Source organism: Acinetobacter sp. YH12096 (assembly GCF_013419215.1).
Classification (GTDB): domain Bacteria; phylum Pseudomonadota; class Gammaproteobacteria; order Pseudomonadales; family Moraxellaceae; genus Acinetobacter; species Acinetobacter amyesii.
The window spans coordinates 1-20523 of record NZ_VPAM01000042.1 but is presented as its reverse complement, the minus strand read 5'-3'; the positions used below and the strand labels follow the sequence as shown (position 1 = coordinate 20523).

Annotated in this window: 17 protein-coding genes and 7 pseudogenes; 12 read left to right on the top strand and 12 right to left on the bottom strand. The window is 39.0% G+C overall.

Annotated elements, in window-relative coordinates; genetic code table 11:
• Nucleotides 1–7 precede the first annotated feature (7 nt).
• On the bottom strand, nt 8–1231 hold the full coding sequence (locus FTU36_RS14530; RefSeq protein WP_004974297.1) for an efflux RND transporter periplasmic adaptor subunit: 1224 nt from the start codon (nt 1229–1231) through the stop codon (nt 8–10).
• Nucleotides 1232–1672: 441 nt separating this feature from the next.
• Here FTU36_RS14530 and FTU36_RS14525 point away from each other — a divergent pair.
• The 3 genes and pseudogenes from FTU36_RS14525 to FTU36_RS14515 form a co-directional block, all read left to right on the top strand.
• Nucleotides 1673–1801: pseudogene (locus FTU36_RS14525) on the top strand (helix-turn-helix domain-containing protein); the annotation flags it as partial.
• A gap of 76 nt (nt 1802–1877) precedes the next feature.
• Nucleotides 1878–2054, top strand: a complete 177-nt coding sequence (locus FTU36_RS14520) for a transposase (RefSeq protein ID WP_155757414.1) — start codon at nt 1878–1880, stop codon at nt 2052–2054.
• Nucleotides 2033–2738: pseudogene (locus tag FTU36_RS14515) on the top strand (IS30 family transposase). The gene FTU36_RS14520 and the pseudogene FTU36_RS14515 overlap by 22 nt, the downstream one beginning before the upstream one ends.
• 61 nt (nt 2739–2799) lie before the next feature.
• Here FTU36_RS14515 and FTU36_RS16795 read toward each other — a convergent pair.
• A pseudogene (locus tag FTU36_RS16795) lies at nt 2800–3126 on the bottom strand (hypothetical protein); the annotation flags it as partial.
• A 150-nt stretch (nt 3127–3276) separates the two neighbouring features.
• Between FTU36_RS16795 and FTU36_RS14510 the strand changes: the two are divergent.
• Both FTU36_RS14510 and FTU36_RS14505 read left to right on the top strand, forming a co-directional pair.
• On the top strand, nt 3277–3531 hold the full coding sequence (locus FTU36_RS14510; RefSeq protein ID WP_370530233.1) for a helix-turn-helix domain-containing protein: 255 nt from the start codon (nt 3277–3279) through the stop codon (nt 3529–3531).
• A 3-nt stretch (nt 3532–3534) separates the two neighbouring features.
• The gene (locus FTU36_RS14505; protein WP_159153752.1) at nt 3535–3723 is read left to right on the top strand and encodes a hypothetical protein; all 189 of its coding nucleotides are present in this window, start codon (nt 3535–3537) and stop codon (nt 3721–3723) included.
• Here FTU36_RS14505 and FTU36_RS14500 read toward each other — a convergent pair.
• The 7 genes and pseudogenes from FTU36_RS14500 to FTU36_RS14470 all read right to left on the bottom strand — a co-directional run.
• Nucleotides 3710–3937, bottom strand: a pseudogene (locus tag FTU36_RS14500) (transposase domain-containing protein); the annotation flags it as partial. The gene FTU36_RS14505 and the pseudogene FTU36_RS14500 sit on opposite strands and share 14 nt — an antisense overlap.
• Nucleotides 3938–4041: 104 nt before the next feature.
• Nucleotides 4042–5702: pseudogene (ltrA, locus tag FTU36_RS14495) on the bottom strand (group II intron reverse transcriptase/maturase).
• 575 nt (nt 5703–6277) lie between these two features.
• Nucleotides 6278–7699: pseudogene (locus FTU36_RS14490) on the bottom strand (IS66 family transposase); the annotation flags it as partial.
• Nucleotides 7700–7773: 74 nt separating this feature from the next.
• On the bottom strand, nt 7774–8109 hold the full coding sequence (tnpB, locus tag FTU36_RS14485) for an IS66 family insertion sequence element accessory protein TnpB (protein WP_159153866.1): 336 nt from the start codon (nt 8107–8109) through the stop codon (nt 7774–7776).
• On the bottom strand, nt 8106–8489 hold the full coding sequence (locus FTU36_RS14480) for a transposase (RefSeq protein WP_180009506.1): 384 nt from the start codon (nt 8487–8489) through the stop codon (nt 8106–8108). Before FTU36_RS14480 ends, tnpB begins: the two co-directional genes overlap by 4 nt.
• 430 nt (nt 8490–8919) lie before the next feature.
• Complete coding sequence (locus FTU36_RS14475) at nt 8920–9831, bottom strand: ParB/RepB/Spo0J family partition protein (RefSeq protein WP_127800993.1); 912 nt, start codon at nt 9829–9831, stop codon at nt 8920–8922.
• 13 nt (nt 9832–9844) lie between these two features.
• Entirely contained in the window at nt 9845–10618 is a 774-nt protein-coding gene (locus FTU36_RS14470) for a ParA family protein (protein WP_127800991.1), read from the bottom strand.
• Nucleotides 10619–11474: 856 nt separating this feature from the next.
• Between FTU36_RS14470 and FTU36_RS14465 the strand changes: the two genes are divergently transcribed.
• The gene (locus FTU36_RS14465) at nt 11475–12647 is read left to right on the top strand and encodes a replication initiation protein (RefSeq protein ID WP_127800989.1); all 1173 of its coding nucleotides are present in this window, start codon (nt 11475–11477) and stop codon (nt 12645–12647) included.
• 152 nt (nt 12648–12799) lie between these two features.
• On the opposite strand, the pseudogene FTU36_RS14460 reads toward FTU36_RS14465, so the two are convergent.
• Together FTU36_RS14460 and FTU36_RS14455 are read right to left on the bottom strand one after the other, a co-directional pair.
• Nucleotides 12800–13213 (bottom strand): annotated as a pseudogene (locus FTU36_RS14460) (integrase core domain-containing protein); the annotation flags it as partial.
• 54 nt (nt 13214–13267) lie between these two features.
• Nucleotides 13268–14200: an IS5-like element IS17 family transposase gene (locus FTU36_RS14455; RefSeq protein WP_180022931.1), complete on the bottom strand. Its 933-nt coding sequence runs from the start codon at nt 14198–14200 to the stop codon at nt 13268–13270.
• 568 nt (nt 14201–14768) lie between these two features.
• Here FTU36_RS14455 and FTU36_RS14450 point away from each other — a divergent pair.
• From FTU36_RS14450 to FTU36_RS14425, 6 genes are read left to right on the top strand one after another with little or no spacing between them, the layout of a single operon-like run.
• The gene (locus FTU36_RS14450; protein ID WP_159153817.1) at nt 14769–16304 is read left to right on the top strand and encodes a phosphorylase; all 1536 of its coding nucleotides are present in this window, start codon (nt 14769–14771) and stop codon (nt 16302–16304) included.
• Between the two features lie 19 nt (nt 16305–16323).
• Nucleotides 16324–17271, top strand: a complete 948-nt coding sequence (locus FTU36_RS14445; protein WP_151208075.1) for a CBASS oligonucleotide cyclase — start codon at nt 16324–16326, stop codon at nt 17269–17271.
• Nucleotides 17272–17274: 3 nt separating this feature from the next.
• Entirely contained in the window at nt 17275–17772 is a 498-nt protein-coding gene (locus FTU36_RS14440; protein WP_151208077.1) for a four-carbon acid sugar kinase family protein, read from the top strand.
• On the top strand, nt 17769–18665 hold the full coding sequence (locus tag FTU36_RS14435; RefSeq protein ID WP_127798918.1) for an ATP-binding protein: 897 nt from the start codon (nt 17769–17771) through the stop codon (nt 18663–18665). Before FTU36_RS14440 ends, FTU36_RS14435 begins: the two co-directional genes overlap by 4 nt.
• Before the next feature lie 28 nt (nt 18666–18693).
• Nucleotides 18694–19233, top strand: coding sequence for a 3'-5' exonuclease (locus FTU36_RS14430; RefSeq protein ID WP_127798920.1), 540 nt, complete (start codon nt 18694–18696; stop codon nt 19231–19233).
• Between the two features lie 40 nt (nt 19234–19273).
• A complete protein-coding gene (locus FTU36_RS14425) occupies nt 19274–19789 on the top strand; it encodes a hypothetical protein (protein WP_127798922.1) in 516 nt (171 codons plus the stop codon).
• A 154-nt stretch (nt 19790–19943) separates the two neighbouring features.
• Here the strand turns inward: FTU36_RS14425 and FTU36_RS14420 are convergent, their stop codons facing one another.
• Nucleotides 19944–20483 (bottom strand): IS630 family transposase, encoded by a 540-nt coding sequence (locus tag FTU36_RS14420; protein ID WP_265738119.1) that lies wholly within the window; start codon nt 20481–20483, stop codon nt 19944–19946.
• Between the last annotated feature and the right edge of the window lie 40 nt (nt 20484–20523).

Genomic DNA, 20523 nt, shown 5'->3' with positions numbered 1-20523 from the left:
TCTCACCTCAACGTTCTGTAGTGCTAATAGGTGCTTGCTCTGCACCAAAGCCAGACCACACCGCCTTGAGACGCTCTACACCACTGATAGCAAGTTGCATTTTGGGTTTTAATTTTTCAGCTGTAATATAACTTTGCTGCTGATCAGCTGATAGAACTTCAACCGTTACAGCTTCAAACCCCTTCTGATTTTTAACAAAAATAATGTGTTTACCATCTTGTGAGGTTATGGCAGTACTTGGTACTGGCCATGCTGCAATTACTGTTGGCTGCTTACTTTGAACATGAACTTTGACAAATTGTTGCACCCGCAAACAATTATGTTTGGTATCCATTTGTACGATGATATTTTGAGTTTGTGTATTCCCTACAAGTGCTGGAGCGATATTTTGTATATGCCCTGTAATATCACAACCTTCAACCTGAACAACATCCCCAATATGCACATATTTACTGTCAGCTAAATTAGCTTGTAATAACAATTGTAACGGTGAATCAGCGTTTACAAGTTGACCTAATACTGTACCAGCCTCAACATACTGACCTGTAGAAACCTGTAAGTTTTCTATATAACCACTTGTTGGGCTTTTAACATAGACAATGGAATTTAGACTATTTACCTGCCCTCCTCCCATAAATTGCAGCATTCGCTGTTTTGCACCTAAGTTAATATTAAGACGCTGTACTTGATTCTGTGCCTCTTGCACACGCTTCTCGGCAATAATGCCTTCAGCATATAAGCTACGTTCACGTGTTAAATTTTGCTGGGCTAATTGTTGTTGAGCACGAAGCTGCAATATTTCATTTTGAATCTGAATTAAATCTGGACTATGTACAGCAAGTACATGATGATTCCGGGTAACTTCTGCCAAGGGTTGTACCAAAACTTGCTGCACCATTCCTGAAACAGGACTAGTCAGTACAACTTTGCTTTCTGGTGACCACTGTACTTGCCCTTGTAAAATAATTTGTTTTTGTATGTTAGTAGAAGAAGCACCTAATGTGTGTAATTTGATCCCAACTTGCTCAATTTGTTTTGAAGAAATTAAGATTTGTTGCTCTGAGACTTCAGGACTCCTCTCAGCCTCTGAAACCTGTCTCTCTACTTTAGCCTCTATATTTTTATTCGAGAGCAGCTTACTTCCCCACCATAGCCCAAGGCTAATCAAGATCAAGACGCTCATTAGATATAATAGTTTTTTAAAATTTAGTACATCTACTCGCTGATCCACTCGTTTCATCCTTCAAGAGATTTTCTCTACAAAGCTAACATTAAGTTCTTAAGATCAGATTAAGTTTATAAACCTATTTCAGACTGCATAGGCCCAAGTGAACCGTATTGGGTTTGTGGGAGACTTTTATTTAACTGATGTTACGTAGTAAGTGCATTTTGAGCATCTTCGCTACTACATGTTGTAGTCGATTTATAAATTATTAATAATCATTATATTAAACTATATATTGTTATTATTTCTCACGAAAATCAGCATCAAAACATAGGTGACTTTTATAAACTAAAATGTCTAAAATGAAGTGACCAAAACCACATTAAATGATCTAAATTGATCAAAATTTTACTCCACCAAAAACTATATACCAGTAATCAAATCATATACTTATAATTAAGGTCATTTAATGGAATAAATCTCGGTGACCTTGCCAAGGTTGGGGTTTTAGAACAACATGAACAACAACTGATTATCACCGCGATGCAAAAAGCCAAACACAATGTGTCTGAAGCGGCCCGTTTGTTGGGTATTAGTCGAGCAAAGCTCGATTATCGACTTAATAAATATTATTAGGGCGTGTCCTCATTTGAAGAATTGGTTTTAAATACTTAAAATCTTCCTTTGACTTATTTTTATTTCTATATTTTCAATGGCACGTACTCTTCTTACCGATGATATCTGTCAGCAAATTCAAGATACTATGCGATTACATGATTGCTACCGTTCAAAGAATAGTAGAAATATCATGGAAGCGATCTTATGGAAACTGCGTACATGCGCCACATGGCGTGATATTCCTCAAGAATTTTGTCCTTGGCAAATTTGAAAAGTAAAAGTTCAGTCGCTACCCTTGCTCGGGAGTTAGGACTTTCACGATCAACCATCTACCGTGAATTAAAAAGAAATACTGGGCAACGTGGATATAGAGCTCAACAGGCAGCTAAATTTGCAAGTCAAAGACGGTACCGTCCTTCATCATCAATGACAGCATTTGCCTTCGCTTATATTGATTATTTGATTGGTTTGGACTGGTCACCAGAACAAATTTCAGGTGCTTTAACACAACGCGGTTGGCTGGATGTACCTTGATCAACGACAACGTTTAGGAGATTTCGAAGGTGACACGGTGATTGGTAAACATCATAAAGGTGCTTTATTGACTCTCGTTGATCGAAAGAGCCTGTATGTACATATTGTTCATTTAGGGCCAACGAGAGCATCCTCTCAAACGATTACTTGTGCATTAGATCGTTTACAAATGAGCCATGCTTATAGTGTGACATTTGATAATGGCAAAGAATTTTCCGAACACAAAAGAATTACTGATGCTGGCATAGAGACGTATTTTGCTGATCCTTACAAGTCTATTCAGCGAGCTAGAAATGAAAATACGAATGGTTTAATCCGTCAATATCTGCCAAAATCATCATCGTTTGATGACGTGTCAAAGGAACAAATAGAGTAGATAGAATTTGCACCCAACCATCGTCCTAGAAAAACCCTAGGTTAGTATACACCGAGTGAAGTGATGGCTGGTTTTTATACTGTTGCACTTGCCGCTTGAATCCGCCAAATAAAATCATTTCTTCTGGATCTAAACGCTTTAGCCGAAGTTGGTCTACAACCACCATATTGTCCTGTGCTTTATCCATTTTCCCCAGTGTCTTCTTTTCACACTGTCCTTTAGACTTTTTATTACCTTACATAAATCCCTATCGACAGCAAGCAGTAACTTACGATATCGCGAGCAGTAGTAATGCTTGATTTTTAATTTTTTCTGAAAACTCACTGCTTATTTCCCCATTGAGTAACATCATTTTCAAAACTAAAGCTGGGCATGGTTTTTCAAACCTACCTTCAGATATTGTTAATGCATCAATGAGCAATGGTGTCATCATTTTTTTTCTGCACAGGTAAATTATTTTTAGCGTTAAAATAATAGAATATAAAAGTCTCAAATTTAACAAAATAGAATCAAATAGATTTTATATTTACTAAAAAAGTATCTGAATTATATGATTTATTTACTAACTTTATTTTTATACTAAATCAAAACAGCACGCATGAACCGGAATATGACGATTAGCGAATTGGCTAACCGTGTGCATGTGGATGAAAAGACAATCTCACGACTTGAAAGCGGCAAACCCAGCTCTAACCTAAAAAATCTTATTTCCATTCTCGTTGTATTTGGCTTGGAAAATAGTTTGCTTAATATTGCGAACCCACAAAATGACGAAGTTGGAAAACACTTGCTACCAAAAAAATTCGGGTACGCGCTAATAATAAATCAGAGGCTATGAGTGATGACTTCTAAAAATCTGTCCATGCAAGAAGAAATTAAGAGCTGCTACATTTTTTTGGATACAGGTGATACACCACAAGTTGTTGCTCAATATGCGCTCAAAGATTCAATCTATAATTTTATCTACGGCAAGAGATATTTGAGTCGTAAGCGTCCGCTGAATCCCATACCAATTTTTAATTCGATTTAGGTTTCCAGCAGTGCGGCAGCAATTCTTCAATTTGGGTCACTTTGTGTGTCGGTAGCCTTTTCAGCACATCACTTAAATAAGCATACGGATCCAAGCCATTCAGCTTTGCTGACTGGATTAAAGTCATGATATTCGCCGCTCGCTGGCCGCTGCGCAGCGAACCTGCAAACAGCCAGTTCTTACGTCCCAACGCCCAAGGTCGCATTTGATTGTCGGGTAGTCAGACGCAGTTACCTACGTCCAACCCCCTAAGAACCGTGCATGCGAGTTTCCCAGCACACGGCTCAAGCCTCTGCTAAGGCGCCATTCGGCACCCGGTTATACATCGTTGACATTGGCAAACTGAACACTCCTCGGACAATACAGATGGTAAATCTCAAGATTAGCAACTGCATCCGTTCCACCATGACTTAGCTTCACAATATGACGGCTGTGCCATGGTGTATCTTTGGTGACTGGTTTAAGACAGGCGCAGCAGCGACCACCTTGTTTTAGCCACACCCGATACAGCTTGGCTCGCCCCTTTGCGGAGACCAGCATTCTTTTACCCCATCGGGATTCGAAGTACTCATCCCATGCGGGGTCATGAGGGTTAGCAGCAGCCTTGATCTTGATATGTCGCACAATTGGCGTGTCCGAGGCAGACACTAATGTGTATTGTCGCTTCCGACCATCGGCGGACTGTTCATCACATGAGAACACCCATCGACGCGCTCCTTGTACTTTGAAATACCGATCTTTGACCCATCGGAGTGTTTTGCGAGGGTGGCGACGTACCGCCCATCGCCAGAGCATTTCCCACACTGCGCTGTCTACCTGGTTGAAAACCTTCTTGGCAACGACATAACTATGATAGTTGGCCCAACCCCTTAGAATAGGGTTGAGCAAACCGATCAAAGTGGCCTGTCGTGTCGCTTTGTTTGCATTGATTAATGCTCGCAGCTTATCGAGATGAGCACTGATGTTTGCCTTTGACGGCTTGATCAGTAGCTTGCCATTGTACTTGCGTACGTTCCACCCAAGAAAATCGAACCCGTTCCCTATGTGCGTGATTTTGGTCTTTTCCTGAGAGAGCACGAGACCGCGCTGCGCCAGAAATTCAACCACGGCAGGGCGAACTTCATTTTCGAGCCACTCTTTAGAATACCCCGTGATGATGAAATCATCCGCATACCGTACCAGTTGCAGCTTTTTGCCTGTCCATTTGGCGTTAGGGAACCTCTTCGCCAGCATCGTTTCCAGTCCGTCCAAGGTCATGTTGGCCAACACCGGGGAGATAATACCTCCTTGCGGTGTTCCGGAAAGACTGGGAAACAGCTTGCTTTGGTAGACGTAACCGGCTTTGAGCCATTTCCGTAGAATCACCTTGTCCATTGGGAGGTTGGCGATCATCCAGTCATGGCTGATATTGTCGAAACAGCCTTGAATGTCACCCTCTAGCACCCACTCCGCACTTACTTTTCTTGACAGCACACCAAAGCACTGTGCTGCAGCATCCGCGGTTGAGCGTTGTGGTCTGAATCCATAAGAGTTCCGATCAGCGATGGTCTCCGCGATGGGTTCCAAAGCCAGCAGATGGAGCGCCTGCATGGCCCGGCATTTCATCGTGGGTATCCCGAGAGGTCTCATCTTGCCATTTTTCTTCGGAATAAGGACTCTCCGAAGCGGAAGGGGCGTGTAACCTCGCCTCTTCAACGACATCATCGCACCGGTCTTGGCCTTGGGTGTATTCCAAGTCACCTTGTCGACCCCAGCCGTGTTTTTGCCTTTGTTTTCAGACACTCGTTTGACGGCCAATGCTTTGCCACTAAACGAGTGAGTCAGCAGCCATTGCAAAGCTTTCGCCTTGTTATGCCTGCCGTCTTGTACCGCCTTCACAATACGCGCTTGCAGCCCTCTGACATGACGCTGTACAGCAATCCAATCGATGGGTCCCACGATGTGCTGGAAGGTGCACACGCTGATACTGCTGCATTCATTTGCTCTCCCTCCATTAAAAGGGTTCTACACACTCTCTTGTGATGAGAGACCATAAGGACGTCAGCCCGCTTTCGCGTGGGGTAATGTTTCAACCTCTATCCAACCCATTACAGACTGGCATTCGCTTTTTCCTCGTTCCTTCGCCCGCATCACCATGGGCAGTTTTTGCAAACTGCTTTCCCAATGGGAGTAATACGGGATTTCCACGTTCCGCTTACTGAAGTACATCGGCTTAGGTGCCTGCTATCGACCGGGAGGCGTATGGGTCACGAATGCGTAGTCGAAAGACGCAATTCCCACCTCCATTACCGTTTTGGTTCGAGCGTATCAGCCATTTCCGCTCGTTCAACTTAACGATCGTTACGCAGATTCACATGTGTTCACCATACCGATTATCTAGCCCTTGTCCGGCTATGGCTGCCAGAAGGGTACGTCTCTCACGATTGATACCCCGCACCTTGCGGTGCCTCGTTACATTGTCGAAGGCGCTCTTTATTCAGCCTTCTAGATTCACCCGGTGACACGGGTGGTTCCCGCAGGGGGAACAACTTCATTAAGCGACTTCGTGTCGCACTTCCACCCAGTTATTGCAAATCGGTAGATTGCCATCATCCAGATAGCGGCTTAAAGCTGGCCAACGCTTCAGAGTGTAATTGATCGCCTTGGCGGTTGGAGAACTCGATGGCACAGTCAGTTGATGTTGGTTGAGCCATTCATACAGTTGTTGCATCACCGGTTGACTATGCTGTTGTCGGTATTCGCGGCGCTGTTCTGCTGTACCATCGGTCTTTTTCCTGAGTTCTGCTTCTATGGCATACAGTTTCTGAATCAGCACTAATGCCTGTTCAGCGACCTGACTTTTTTTGGTCACATGCAGTTCATGGAATTTACGACGCGCATGCGCCATGCAGCCCACCTCAATGACCTGACCTGATTTAAAGCGTGCTTTATAACCGCTGTAATCATCACAGACCAGATGGCCCTGCCAGTCTTTCAGGAACGCTTCAGCATGCTGACCTGAACGACTATCCTGAAAGTCATAGATCACGGCTTGAACTGGATTGTACTGTGTAGTGGCATAGGCCCAGACATAACCTTTCTTCGGTTTTTTCTCATTCTCACCCATCCGCATGATGGTGACCGGCGTTTCATCGGCATGGATCACCCGCTGTTGCAGCACCACCTGTTTTAAGGCATTGGCCAGAGGTTCCAGTTCCACACCGCAGCGACCAATCCAGTCAGATAACGTGGATCTGGACAGATCAATGCCCGCCCGCTGATAGATCAGGCGCTGACGGTACAGCGGCAAATGATCGGCATACTTCGATACCAGCACATGGCTGAGCAGTTCAGGACTGGCAATACCTTTATCAATCACATAGGCGGGCATCGCTTGCTGAGTCAGGGTGTCGCACTGATCACAGACCCATTTGCCACGTACATGCTGTTCCTTATAGAACTGTGCCGGTCTGAAATGCAGTTTTTCACTGACATCTTCGCCGATACGACGGAGTTGGCAGCCACAAGCACATTGGGTTGATGCAGGTTCATGCTCAATACGGATGGTGTGTAGATGATCTGGCAGTGGTCGACGTTTAGGTTTATTTGCTTTGGCTTTGTGTGTCGCTGCATCGGTTTTATCTGCATTCAGCCGTTCCAGTTCCAGATCAACGGCTGCAATATCTTCTTCGACCGCTTCATCCCACAGGTGGATTTGTTTTGCAGTGAGATGTTCGTTTTTACTGCCGAATTTGTGCTGTTTAAATAGTGCGAGTTCATGCTCGTATTTTTGATTGAGAATAGAAAGATGTTGAACTTTAGAATCTAATTGCTGATTGATGACTTCAAGATGTTGAACTCTGGCATCTAATTGCTGGTTTGATTTTTCTAATTCTTGATTTGATTGTGCCAGAGACTGATGCTGCATCGCCAACTGCCTGGTGAATTCCAGCAGTTGTTCATGGGTCAGTTGGCTTAAGTCAGGCAGCGTATTCATGACCGCAGTATGCCTGAGGTCATGAGAAGAATGAAATAGAACGTTTGGAGAATAGCAGAATGGAACAGCCTGTTTTAAAGCATCGTCACCACCTGCTGCCGTCCAATGCGCTGCCAGGGCAAACCTTGGATCAGTGCCTGTAACTGTTCCGGGCTGAGGGCCACGGTTTCACCTTGGTGAACTTGAGCCCAGTGAAATTTGCCCTGTTCCAGCCGCCGGGCACACAGCCAGATGCCCAGTCCATCATGTACCAACACTTTCATACGATGGCCACGTTTATTAGAGAACAGGTAGGCGCAATGCGGTTTGATTGAGCCAAAGGCTTTCATAATCTGCGCCATGACCGTATCCATACCTGCACGCATATCCAGAGGTTGGGTAGAAAGCCAGATTTCATCAATGCGGATCATGTTGCAAGTACCTTGAGTAATTCTGCTAAAGCAGATATTTTCGATACTTGCCATTTTAGCTGAATATCATTATTCGTATGAGGCACGGTGATACACAACGTGATCCTCTCATCAATAGGTTGGCTGATTGCAGCAGTGTAAGGCAAAGCAATAAATGCTGGATTCACATGAGTAGGATCCTGCACGGCACCCTCATGATGCCTGAAGATCCTGATCCAACGACTGACAAGGTTGGCATTAATACTATGTTGCAGTGCGACCGAAGCGATCGAGGTATTAGGATTTTTGCAGGCATTGACAATACTGAATTTGAATTCTTTGCTGTATGTTCTGCGTTTTTTAGCAACAGGAGGTGTTGCTGAATATATATCCATGTTCATAGATTAAGTCCCCACTTGTTTTTAGGTGGGAACTAAATTAAGGCTTATAGGATCGCTTGGTAAGGCTGTGTTAGCTGGATGCTTACTTTCTTTTACCTTAATAACGTATTTTTTTAACGGCAGCATACCTTTTGAAACACCACCAAATTATTTATGTTCCACCAGCATATATACTTCCCTATCGAAAAATCTGATAAGAATTGATTATTTTGATACAAAACCTGAAAACTGGGAGTGCTTATATGGACATATATAATATTTCCGGATAAATATAAAACTACTCCACAAGAAGAAAGGCAGAATTTAATCTCAGTCCGAAGTAACAGTACTCTCAAAGACCAAATGTAAAGAAGCATACTTAAGAAAATAAAATTCAATAATGCATGAGGATGTAATTAGTTTCAGGGTGCTAAGAAAGTGTAGCAACTTGCTACACTTTTTCGCTTTTTTGAATCAGCTGTTTTAAGAAATCTTCTAATTGTAAGAGACTGGCTTCGTCAATTTCCGAGATATTCAGAGAAACCTTAAGCTGTTTTTGATTCAGTTTGATATTCCCCGCAATCTTACCGGCATATTCAATTTTTCTGACCACGGATGTTGTGGTCAGTTTTTCTGGATTCTGACTCAATAGTTTTTCAGCATAAGTAGTAACTTTGCTTTGCTCGAGTTTTTTGTCTTTTAATTTTTCCCAAGCTCCGAGTAAGGCCACTTCGGCTTCAGAGAGTTGTTCAAGATGATCCGATAGAAATTTTTTGAATGCAGTTGCAGCAGTACGGCCTAGCAAGCCTGGTTCCACATCAAGGTCATTTAAAATTGCTTGCGGCAGTTTTTCGTATGCTAAATACTTGTACATATCTTCGCGATTTAAACCCAGTGAATTGGCTAAACGTTGCTTGTTTTTCTTTAATTTCTCATCAAGTGAGTTCAGGCCAATAAAAATCTCATAATCTGTCAGATCCTGACGCTTTAAATTCTCGGCCAGGGTTAACAAAGATGCTTCTACATTATTTGCATCAATGATAATGGCTTCAATCACAGACTTTCCGAGTAACTGATGTGCCCGTAAGCGTCGCTCGCCTGCAATCAGTTCATATTTCAGATTATCCAGTTTACGCACTGTAATGGGCTGCAAAAGGCCGATTTCATTAATAGAATCCGCCAGTTCTTTTAACTGTGATTCTTCAAATATTTTACGCGGCTGGTTTAGACTTCGGCTGATATCCTCAATAGGGACATTACGTCTAAACTCTTTCAGCTCTTTAATATTGTCTTTCTGTGCTTGCTGATGTTTTTCTGTATTCTGTTTCAGTTTCTGAGCTAAAAGCTCTTTGGTGCTTGCCATAATGCTCTCAGGTTTAAATTTTCAATACAATTTCATTGGCAAGGCTTTCAAAAGCCTTACGTACTTTTGAATTTTTTTCTACTTTCAAAAGTGGTTGTTGCAGAATGGCTGCTTGATTGACTTTAGTACTTTGAGGAATTGTGGTTTCTAAAATTTTACCCACTTGTTTCAAGGCTTCATCCCGAATCAGCTTACAGACATTCTGACGTTCATCATGCTTAATTAGTAAAGCGCCTAAAAGCTCTAAATCTGGATTAATACGTTTGATCTTTTCAAGATGATTTAAAAGATCTGTTACCCCATATAATCCATATTGTGATCCTGATTCGATAGGGATAATGACATGTGTTGAGGATGCCAGGGCATTGCTGGTTAATAATTTAAGGCTAGGTGGGCAGTCAATCAATATAAAATCATATAGATCTTTTAATAGTTTTAACTTGATATTTAACTCTTCTGAAGGACGGGGAGCTTCTTCTTTTAGTTGATCTTCAGTTTTTCCTAAATTCAAGGAACCATAAATTAATGATACTTTTTCAAAGTTCGTTTCTTCTTGTAATGCATCTGCCAACAACGAAATATCGCCCACTAGTAATTCTGCTGTAGTGACAGCAATTTCGCTTGGATGTTGGATCCCAATGTGTAAACTTGCGTTTGCTTGAGGATCTAAATCAATGACTAAAACTTTGTTGCCCAGATTGGCAAGTTCTGAGGCTAGGTGTACAACAGTCGTTGTTTTGCCACATCCGCCTTTATGGTTAGCAACAGTAATAATTTTTGCAGACATGCGTGTCAGATGCTTCCTTATTTGAATGTTTAGTAATATAAATAACTTTCATTCATCTTACTATAGTTTTTAAATTTATAAATCCTATTTATTCAGCTGTAAAACAGTTTAAAAAATAAATTTTTAACTAAGCTAGCTTAATTAAAAATTAGAATAATTAGTTATTTAGCTAATTAATAATTAGGATCATATTTTTATTATATAAAACAAATGCTTATAGATTTAAAAGTGGAAGGTTTGTCACTCTAAAGTGGAAGGTTTGTCACTCTAAAGTGGAAGGTTTGTCACTCTAAAGTGGAAGGTCTGTCACTCTAAAGTGGAAGGTTTGTCACTCTAAAGTGGAAGGTCTGTCACTAGGGTGGAAAGTTTGTCACTGCTATTTTTATATCTGCTATTTTTATTTAAAAATAATTGCAAAAACAAATATTTAAGCTGTTAATAAAGTCTCATAACTAAGCTTTAAAGGTGGAAAGATTGTCACTGTATCTTCTTAACCTGTGGATAATCTTTTTTTATTGGATATTTCCTGATGATTATATGTGCAGTTATACCTTTTAAATCTAACAAAAAGGTGGAAGCCTTGTCACATCAGGGTTTTTATCTGACTTAACCTAACTAGATCTGAATGAAAAAAGTAAAAATAGGCCTTCTGAACTGTAATTTCGAGACTAAAGGTGGAAGGTCTGTCATCATAGGGTGGAAAGATTATAATTAATTCCACTTTAAATGCAGAAAACCGGCTAAAATGCTTCTTTTTGATGACAAACTTTCCACTTTTAGAATCTTGTGGTGAAAGTCTTGAAAGTTTTTCCACTTTTGTATATAAAAACTAAGTTAAATTATAAATATCACGGTTATGACAGAATCTGAACCATTGCAAGAAGAATCGAATTATATTCCTTACTGTATAGGCAACATTCGCCATAATGGCGTTGTCAGTACCAGTAACCGTTTAATTCGCCCAATCGAATTATCAGCCAATGAATATAAGGCACTTCTATATGCAATGGCGGTTGCGAATTATAGTGAGAAAAATAGGGTAGATGGTGAAATTACCGAACAAACTTATATTTATTTGTATAAGGATGATTTGGCAGATTTACTAGGATTAAATAAACGTAATTCAATTAATGTTGCAATAGATCGGATCTACAAAGAGCTTTCATCCCGGGTAGCTCATTTTATTATTGAGGAGCCTGCTGATAATGGTAAAAGAAAGACTAAAAAAGTACATTCTGTCGTTCCCATTATCCGTGAGTTAAGATGGGAAGATGATTCTAAAAATGCGATTCAGATTCGTTTTACCAGTGAGGTGTTGCCGTATTTCACTCAACTGGCTGGGGGTAATTTTACTACCTATCAGCTAAAACATCTTTTTGCCCTAGATTCTGTTGCCAGTATGAGTCTCTATACTTATTTCATTAAAAATGAATTTAAGTACGCCAATCAAAAGAGTTATGAAGTGCCATTACTTTTAGAAAACTTGAAAGCACTGATTGATATTAATGAAACCAAATATGATCGCTGGGTAGATTTTAGACGCTATGTATTAGACAAAATAGTGGCAGAAATTAACGAAAATACAGATCTACAATTAGAGTATGAAACCGTTAAGAAAGGCCGTCCAATTGTAGGTGTGAATTTTAAACTGCATCATCGGATTGCTGATAAGGCACTGGATGAATTTGCAGTGATTGAAAAAATCTATCTTGATGTTCCATTTGAAGACAATGCATCCGTAAAAGAATTAGGGGCTAAATTCGATATGAATGTACGTTCTTGGTATATTTTTAATAATGATGAAAATTATCAGCAGTTCAAGAAGTGGTTTAAAAAAGTAGGATGCCTCACTGACTCTCAAGCAAATATTGTCATTAATGACACTTTATTCCAAATGGATTTTGCTGAAATTGGTATGGGGTTGAATGACTTTAAACGAAATATGAAGCATAAACTTAAAAGTAATCCGGAATTCGTCCATAGTATTCGTGAAAGACTGAATGATATTTTTGGTAAAGAGTTGATCTAGCGAAAAGTGTAGCAACTTGCTACACTTTTTTTGATATATGTTCGTAAAGAATACAAGTGGTAAGGACCTTAGGATAAAAACGACTCTGTTGCATGAAGTGTGAAAATTGAGACTGAACCGTACCGGGTTTGTCGGAGACTTTTTTATTTAAGTTAGGCCACCTGACCTAACGGGTTAATCTTATCATAGTACATTGCTTCAAACTCAAAAGGCGACTTGTAACCCAATGCACTGTGTACACGCTCTTTATTGAACCAATCTACCCAGTTGAGTGTCGCAAGTTGTACATCCGCTAAACCTTTCCAATCTGCTTTTAAATACTCAATCACCTCTGTTTTGTATAAGCCATTCACTGTTTCAGCCAAAGCATTATCGTATGAATCACCAGTCGTACCGACTGATGCTCGTAAATTTGCAGCTTCTAAACGATTGGTATAGCGAATAGAAAGATATTGAACACCTCTATCGGAATGATGAATCACATTCTTTGGCATGCCTCGATCGTGCAATGCTTGCTCAAGTGCATCGAGCACCATATCTGTATTCATCCGTGTAGATACTTTCCATCGGCTTTGTTGCACAAAGATTTGAAATGCAAAGCGCCCCTAATTGAGCCAAATTTAAGGCGTAACTTGGGTAAGTGGTCGACCTAATTCCGTAAATCTGTTGAGGACTGCTACACGTGCATGAATTTCATTCACCTGACTAGGAAAGCTTCTTGCCATTAATTTATCGCCTAATAATTTGATGCAATGCATCTTGGTTTCCACCAAACTGCGGCGATGATAGCCTGACCATTTTTTCCATAATGTCCTGCCTAAACGTTTAACTGTTCGAAGTAATTCATTTCGCTCTAGCGAGCTGATCTTTGTATCTTTCCATGGTTTCGCATTTTTTCTAGGTGGAATCACCGCATGTGCTTGCCGATCTGCAATGACCTGACGGCATTGCTTGGTGTCATAAGCTCCATCGGTATAAACAGAGTCAATCTGCTCATCTTGTGGAATCTGATTAAGTAAATCACCAAGCACCTGTGAATCACTGACATTATTGGTTGTGAGCTGAATAGCGCGTATTTGTAGGGTTTTGGCATCTATACCAATATGTAGTTTACGCCATTGGCGACGATATTCAGCTCCATGTTTCTTGCGTTTCCATTCGCCCTCACCTAGAAACTTCATGCCTGTAGAGTCTACGAGTAGATGCAGCCCATCGCTACTTTTTTGGTAGCTGATTGCAATATCAATATGCTTTTGTCTTCTACAAAGCGTACTGTAATCTGGTGCGGTCCAATTTAATCCGCAAAGTTCAATCAGACTTTGCACAAAGCCAGTGACCATACGTAAAGATAGACGGAATAAGGATTTAATCATTAAGCAGCATTGGATAGCTGCGTCGGAGTAGGTTTGATTTCGCCCTTGTTTGCCTTTTGATGGAGCATACCATTGCGTAGCAGGATCAAACCAAATGACAATATTTCCGCGACTCATGAGTGCTCGGTTATATGCGGGCCAATTGGTTGTGCAGTAGATTTTGTGTGTAGGCTTCTTCATTTGAAAATTATATCGCTGAAAAAGCCTTTACAGATAGGTTTGTGCAACAAAGCCCTTCACAACTATATATTTACCATTTCATCCATCTAATTCAGTGGTTAGTAATTTAATGAAGATTCAGCAAATGTTTAGATTAATGATTTTATTGGAGTTATCATATTTGCCGGGTCATAACTCACAACTCACATAGCAACTGTAGATTTGAGTGCCGCCTTTCTCAGCATGCTCGTGCAATAATTGCGACTTTATTAGGAGTTCTTCTTCTATCTAGACAACTTTTTCCAAAATTATGGATATTCCTTCAGTAACAATTAGTAATCTAGGTGTTTTGGTGGTTTTTCCTTTTAACAGCTGGTACTACAGTATATTACTTTATCTCATTCAATCGCGTTTGTAGGGTTCTTACCACTGTACAGCCATATTTGCAGTGATACCTGGAGGAGTGAACAATTAAACTACTTGCATACTAAAATTACAAAGCTAAATAAATTTTCAAAGAACACTTGCAATAGTTAATGTAACCTTCATCTATTAAAAATTATTATATTTTTTAGGGGGTAAGGGGAGAATGAGTAATCCAGTTTCTCTTTCAAATAGTTGTATTCTCCTTGCAGGTAGCATTTCTCTTACTACAAATGATGACCAGATCGATAAGGCTCATTCATTTGTTGAAGCTCTTGTAACAGAAGTTATTAATGCTGGAGGCAGCTTTATCGGTTATTTTTCAGCAGAGCCTGTAAATCAAACTCAAAAATCTTTAGTTTTTGATTGGACTATTGCTAGAAAAATAAACGAACTAACTCAAGGGATAGAAAACAAAATCTTTCTTAAGATTGTTGCATCAAATGATCGGTTGCAATGCAAAACCAATTCCGAACAGCGACGGCTTTTAAATAGCATGATTGCTCGTGGGGTTGCTGAACATATTTGTATTGATGACGAAATCTTAACAGGTAGCAATGTAGGTGAAGAACAAATTGAGCATGCTACAGCAATGATTGCACTAGGTGGTGGTAAAGGAGTATTAGATAGAGCTCACAAAATGGTAAAAAAAGGGTTGCCTATTTTGCCTTTAGATCTACAAATCGGATCAAATAAAGAAGATGGAAATGGTGCATTAGGATTGCTAAAAAAATTTAGAGACACTCCTCAAACTTATTTGCAAAATACCGGTTCTACTGTGGTAAAAAGTATTTCAGCACTCTCTTTAGAAGAACCTGTATTAGAATTTTCTCAAATTGCAAAGAGAATTATTACGATCTTTTATAAAGAGGAACAAGCTAGACACGCAGCTCTTCCGCCAGATGTATTAGTCTTGACAGCTTTACCAATTGAATTATCAGCTGCAAGGCAAGCATTAAATATTAATGAAGGTGTACAGCCTATAGTTACAAGTACGGGTCTCCATGTATGGAAAACAGAAATAATTCGCAATGATGGTATACGGGCTAATTGCGCAATAGCATGTTTTTCTAGCGCTGGAAATGTAGATGCTTCTTCAATCACCACCACATTACTAATTGAATTACAACCTAAAAATGTAATCATGTTAGGTATTGCTGCGGGAATGCGCGAAAAATGTGCTTTAGGCGAAGTTGTTTTATCTGAACAAGTCGTTGCATACGAAGGAGCAGCTCTCATTGAAGGTGGCGCTACAGAACACCGGCCTAAAAGCACAGTGTTAGATCTTAAAGTTAGACAGGATGTTAGCACATATTTATCTAACAAAAGTTCTTTAGAAAGTCGCTTAATAAAGAGCTATGAAGCCTTAGAAATCATACTTCCAGATAGTATTGAAATTGGCCCAGTAACTAAAAGTGTTATGCCTAAAACAGTCACTATTGGAAGTGGTGAGAAGCTTCTTCGAGATCCTGAAAAATTTAAAGCCTTAAAAGAACTTAATGGAAAAATTGAAGTTGCTGAAATGGAGGGTGCAGGAGTATTTGCGGCTTGTGCTTTACATAAAAAACCCGTGTTAATGATTAGAGGAATTAGTGACTTTGGTGATTCCACAAAAGACAATCGCTTTCATGACTTAGCCGCAAAAGCAGCTGCTGCAGTAACAGCAGATTATATTACTCATGGCTTAACACTTAATAACTAACTTGGGGAAACACATCAGAATGTCACTTACAAATTCAGATCTTCAATATTATGATGGTAATGTACTTCGTTTACCTTCAGAAAAACGTACAGAATATCATGCACAAGTGGATAATTTAATAACAGAGTTACGCAAACATATCACTTCAAACTCTGACTTAAAAATAGCAAAAGTAGTTAAAGCCGGTTCTTTTGCAAAGTATACAATTTTGAAGAAAACTGTAGATGATCCTATCGATGTAGATATTGTATTTTATATCAGTAATAAAAATGTAGATGATTCGACATTAGACAATCTTAATGACTTAATTTACACGTTACTCACAAAAATTTATCCAACTAAAGCTGTTGAAGATTTTGAGATTCAACGGAGAGCAGCTACAGTAACTTTTGTCAAAAGTGGGCTGAGTGTAGATGTAGTTCCTGTAATTCAAGATGCCCAAGAACCAAACCATGGTTGGCAATATGATCTAAAAACTAAAGAAAAAAACCTAACTTGTGCTCCTTGTCATATTCAATTTATTCGTGATAGAAAAAATTCAGATAAGCATTACCGCACTTTAGTGCGTATGGCAAAACGATGGAAAAATTTTGCGTGCCCTCCGGGCCTTAAATCTTTTCATCTAGAGTTGATACTAGCTTATTTACAAGATCGTGATGGACCAACACAAAATATTGAACAACGTTTTAGAGAATTTTTAGGATTTATAGCTCAAAGTGAATTAAATGAGCGTATTGATTTCCCTGAGAACTCGGCTAAGGTGCAGAAATATTTTTCAGATCCTGTTGTAATTATTGATCCTGCTAACCATGAAAATAATGTAGCGTCTCGAATAACTATAGAAGAGAAAGAACAAATCGTCAAAATAGCCTTACAAGCTTGGGAAACTGCAAATTATGCATCAGTAGAAGATGATAACGACATTTGGAAAGAAATATTCGGTAATAAATTTAAAATTAAGGATTAAAGCATGAGTTCATCATACTCAAGTACTTATTCGAGTACTTACACTGTAGCTGATGTTGAAAAAGTTGTACGTAGTATTAAAGCAGATTTAATTATGATCGCTAGTAGCACAAGAGCGATGACTGAAGATAAAGCGAAAGAATATGCCCATGATATTGAACTATTAGCAAAAAATGAATATTTATCTAAAGTTGATGTAACTTTGATATCTTCCTATGGTTCAGAAGTTAGAGCTATTAAGTACATATTTCAAACTGAAGGTGCATCTGGTACTGAAAGACCTGGCGGAGTAATGTGGCCCCACACACCAGATGGACGAATTAGAATTATATTGTCACATACCGATAAATATCGTAATGAATCAGAAAAAGCTTCCAAATTACCATTGGAAATAACTTGGGTCTCAACAACAGAAAGTACCACTCACAGTAGCCTTTCTGCATCAGGGGAGCGAGGTTATAGCAGTAATGGTTATGGAGCTAATAGGAGCGACTACTCATGAGTAAATCAACAGTTTTTGAAGTTAAGACAGATTTACCAATTAAACAATTTGATGATTTAGCTGACAAATTACTCGGTTTTGAATCTAGATATTCCCGTATTAAGAAACAAGTACAACTTTTGCTTCAGGCTGATGAGTTAGAACAATGGAGTAAACAAAAACATGGGAAAAAACTAGCGGTTATTGATCTTCTTGTCGATCAATATCCTTTAGCTATTTTTCATGGTGATGTAGGTACTGGAAAAACTGCAAATGCTGAAGCAATTGTTAATAGATTAGCTCGTGATGCGAAAATAGAAGATGCTTTGCTATTTAAGCTTAGTAATAAAGTCAGAGGAACTGGTAAAGTTGGTGAAATGGGTACTCTCATTGCACAAGCATTCGATGAAATCACTCGGTCTATTGGACATGGAAATGGTCGAGCTTTTCTTATTATTGATGAAGGTGATTCGCTTGGAGCATCTCGAAGTCAAGAAAATAGTCATCATGAAGATAAAGTTGGTGTGAATACTTTAATTCAAGCAATAGATGATTTAAGAAAACATGGTGGCCGTATCTTTGCAATTTTATGTACTAATCGATTAGCTGCTTTAGATGCAGCTGTTTTGCGTAGAGCTTCCATTGTAGAAGAGTTTGTTCGCCCATCTAATGAAGAACGACATGAGCTTTTTACTAAAGATTTGTCTGACATCGATTTTTCGGAAGATGAAATTGCCGAATTAGTAAGTGCAACTGCTCCTCACGGAGCAGAACCAGGTTGGACTTATTCAGATATTCGTACACGGTTATATCCAACGGCAGTTTCTTTAGCTTTTCCTGATTCAGAATTAAAAATCTCACACTTCCATCAGGCTCTTAGTAAGCTAAAGCCTTCACCTATAATGGCTGGATAACATAATTCTAATTGGAAGGAGCATAAGAATGTATAAAAAAGAGGTTTATATTTCTGTAGACATTGAAACAGCAGGTCCTATAGTAGGTGAACACAGTATGCTGACTATAGGAGCATGTTTCGTATATAACCCTGATATAGAATTTACAATAATGCTCCAACCAATCAGTGATCAAGCAATTGAAGAAGCTTTAAAAGTGTCAGGAATAACTTTAGACCAAGCACGAAAGAAAGGTATTCCCCCCATAGAAGCAATGTCTCAATTTGAAAGTTGGATACTCAAGTATTTACCAGAGGACTCTAGACCTATATTTGTAGGACTTAATGCGCCTTTCGATTGGTCTTTTATAAATTTTTATTTTCTAAAATATTTAAATAGAAATCCTTTTGGTATATCAGCTATAGATATCAAAGCTCTTTTTATGGGAGCCACAAAATGTAGCTGGTACGATACAAAGTCAAGTTCAATAGATAAATATGTACATCCTACTTTACAAGGAGATCATAATGCTTTGCACGATGCAAAGTATCAAGCAGAATTATTTAGATTAGTTTATTCAATTGAATAAATTATATAATTCATATAATTTTCAATTGGGTAATATTAATATGACAAATAGGATTAATTCTGAACAAGCTGTTGAACATGCCTGGAAGTACTTTGAATTACATTCCAACCAAAGAATAACAATGTTCAATTATTTTCTTTTTATCATTGCTGGATTAGGAACCGCTATAGGTGTTTCCATTCAGTCCTCAAGTACCTTTGCTTACATAGGAATATTTTTATCCATTTTCTTAAGTATTACGGCATTTGTTTTCTGGAAGCTAGATCAAAGAACATCTTTTTTAATCAAACAATCTGAAGAAGTCTTTAAAAGATTAGAAAGAAATTCTTCAATTGATATTGGAATATTTTGTAATGAAGAAAGTAATCTTATTAGAGCTAATATGGGAAAAAAATATTTAAGTAAAATTTTGACTTATGGCTTGATATTTAGAGCAACTTTCTTAATTATGGGACTAATTGGCTTAATCGGAGTCTTAATCTTTAGTTTAATAATTTTTGAAAAAATCTCTTTTGAAACTCCCAAAAAAAATGATACTACGTTAATTTCTAAATAAGTAATAACCCTATGCATATCTTTGCATAGGGCTAGATAATATTTTTAGGCTGTTAATATCTAGATATTTTACTAATATTCTTCTGATGAATTTTAATACCAGTGAATAAAAAAAATCCAAGGACTATTAATGGAATCAACCACATAAGCTGTCATTAAAAAGTAAACATGTATTCTTTTCCGAATTGGTTTGATACTCTCTCCACCCATTGCTCTATTTTATCAGCTGTCATGACTTGAAAATCTCGCCAATAATATTTCATCTGCTTCCATACCATCTCGATTCGATTTAACTCAGGGCTATAAGCTGGAATAAAATACAAATTCGTCGAAAAGTTACTTTTAAGTAGCTCTCTGTAATCAGCCATCTTTTTACTTCTATGAATCGAGGCATTATCAACAATAAGAACCAATGGAAGGTTATAAGTCTGTTTTACTTGTTGAGCTATTCCAGTTAAATAGGCATAAAACCAAGTGCTTGTAACTGACTCTTGTAAACAACTTGTCACCAGTTCCCCCGTTGAAAGCAAACACCCCATGACATTAACTCGTTTTAATCTTATTGCATCAACCGCATGAACATCACCTATCTTTGTCCATGCATAGCGGTTATCAGGTGTAGATGAAAACCCTGTTTCATCAACATAACCTAATATAATTTCACCACGTGCCGCTTGCTCTCGTAATTTTTCAATCTGCTGTGTTGCTTGTTCAAATGCAATCGGATCTCTTTTT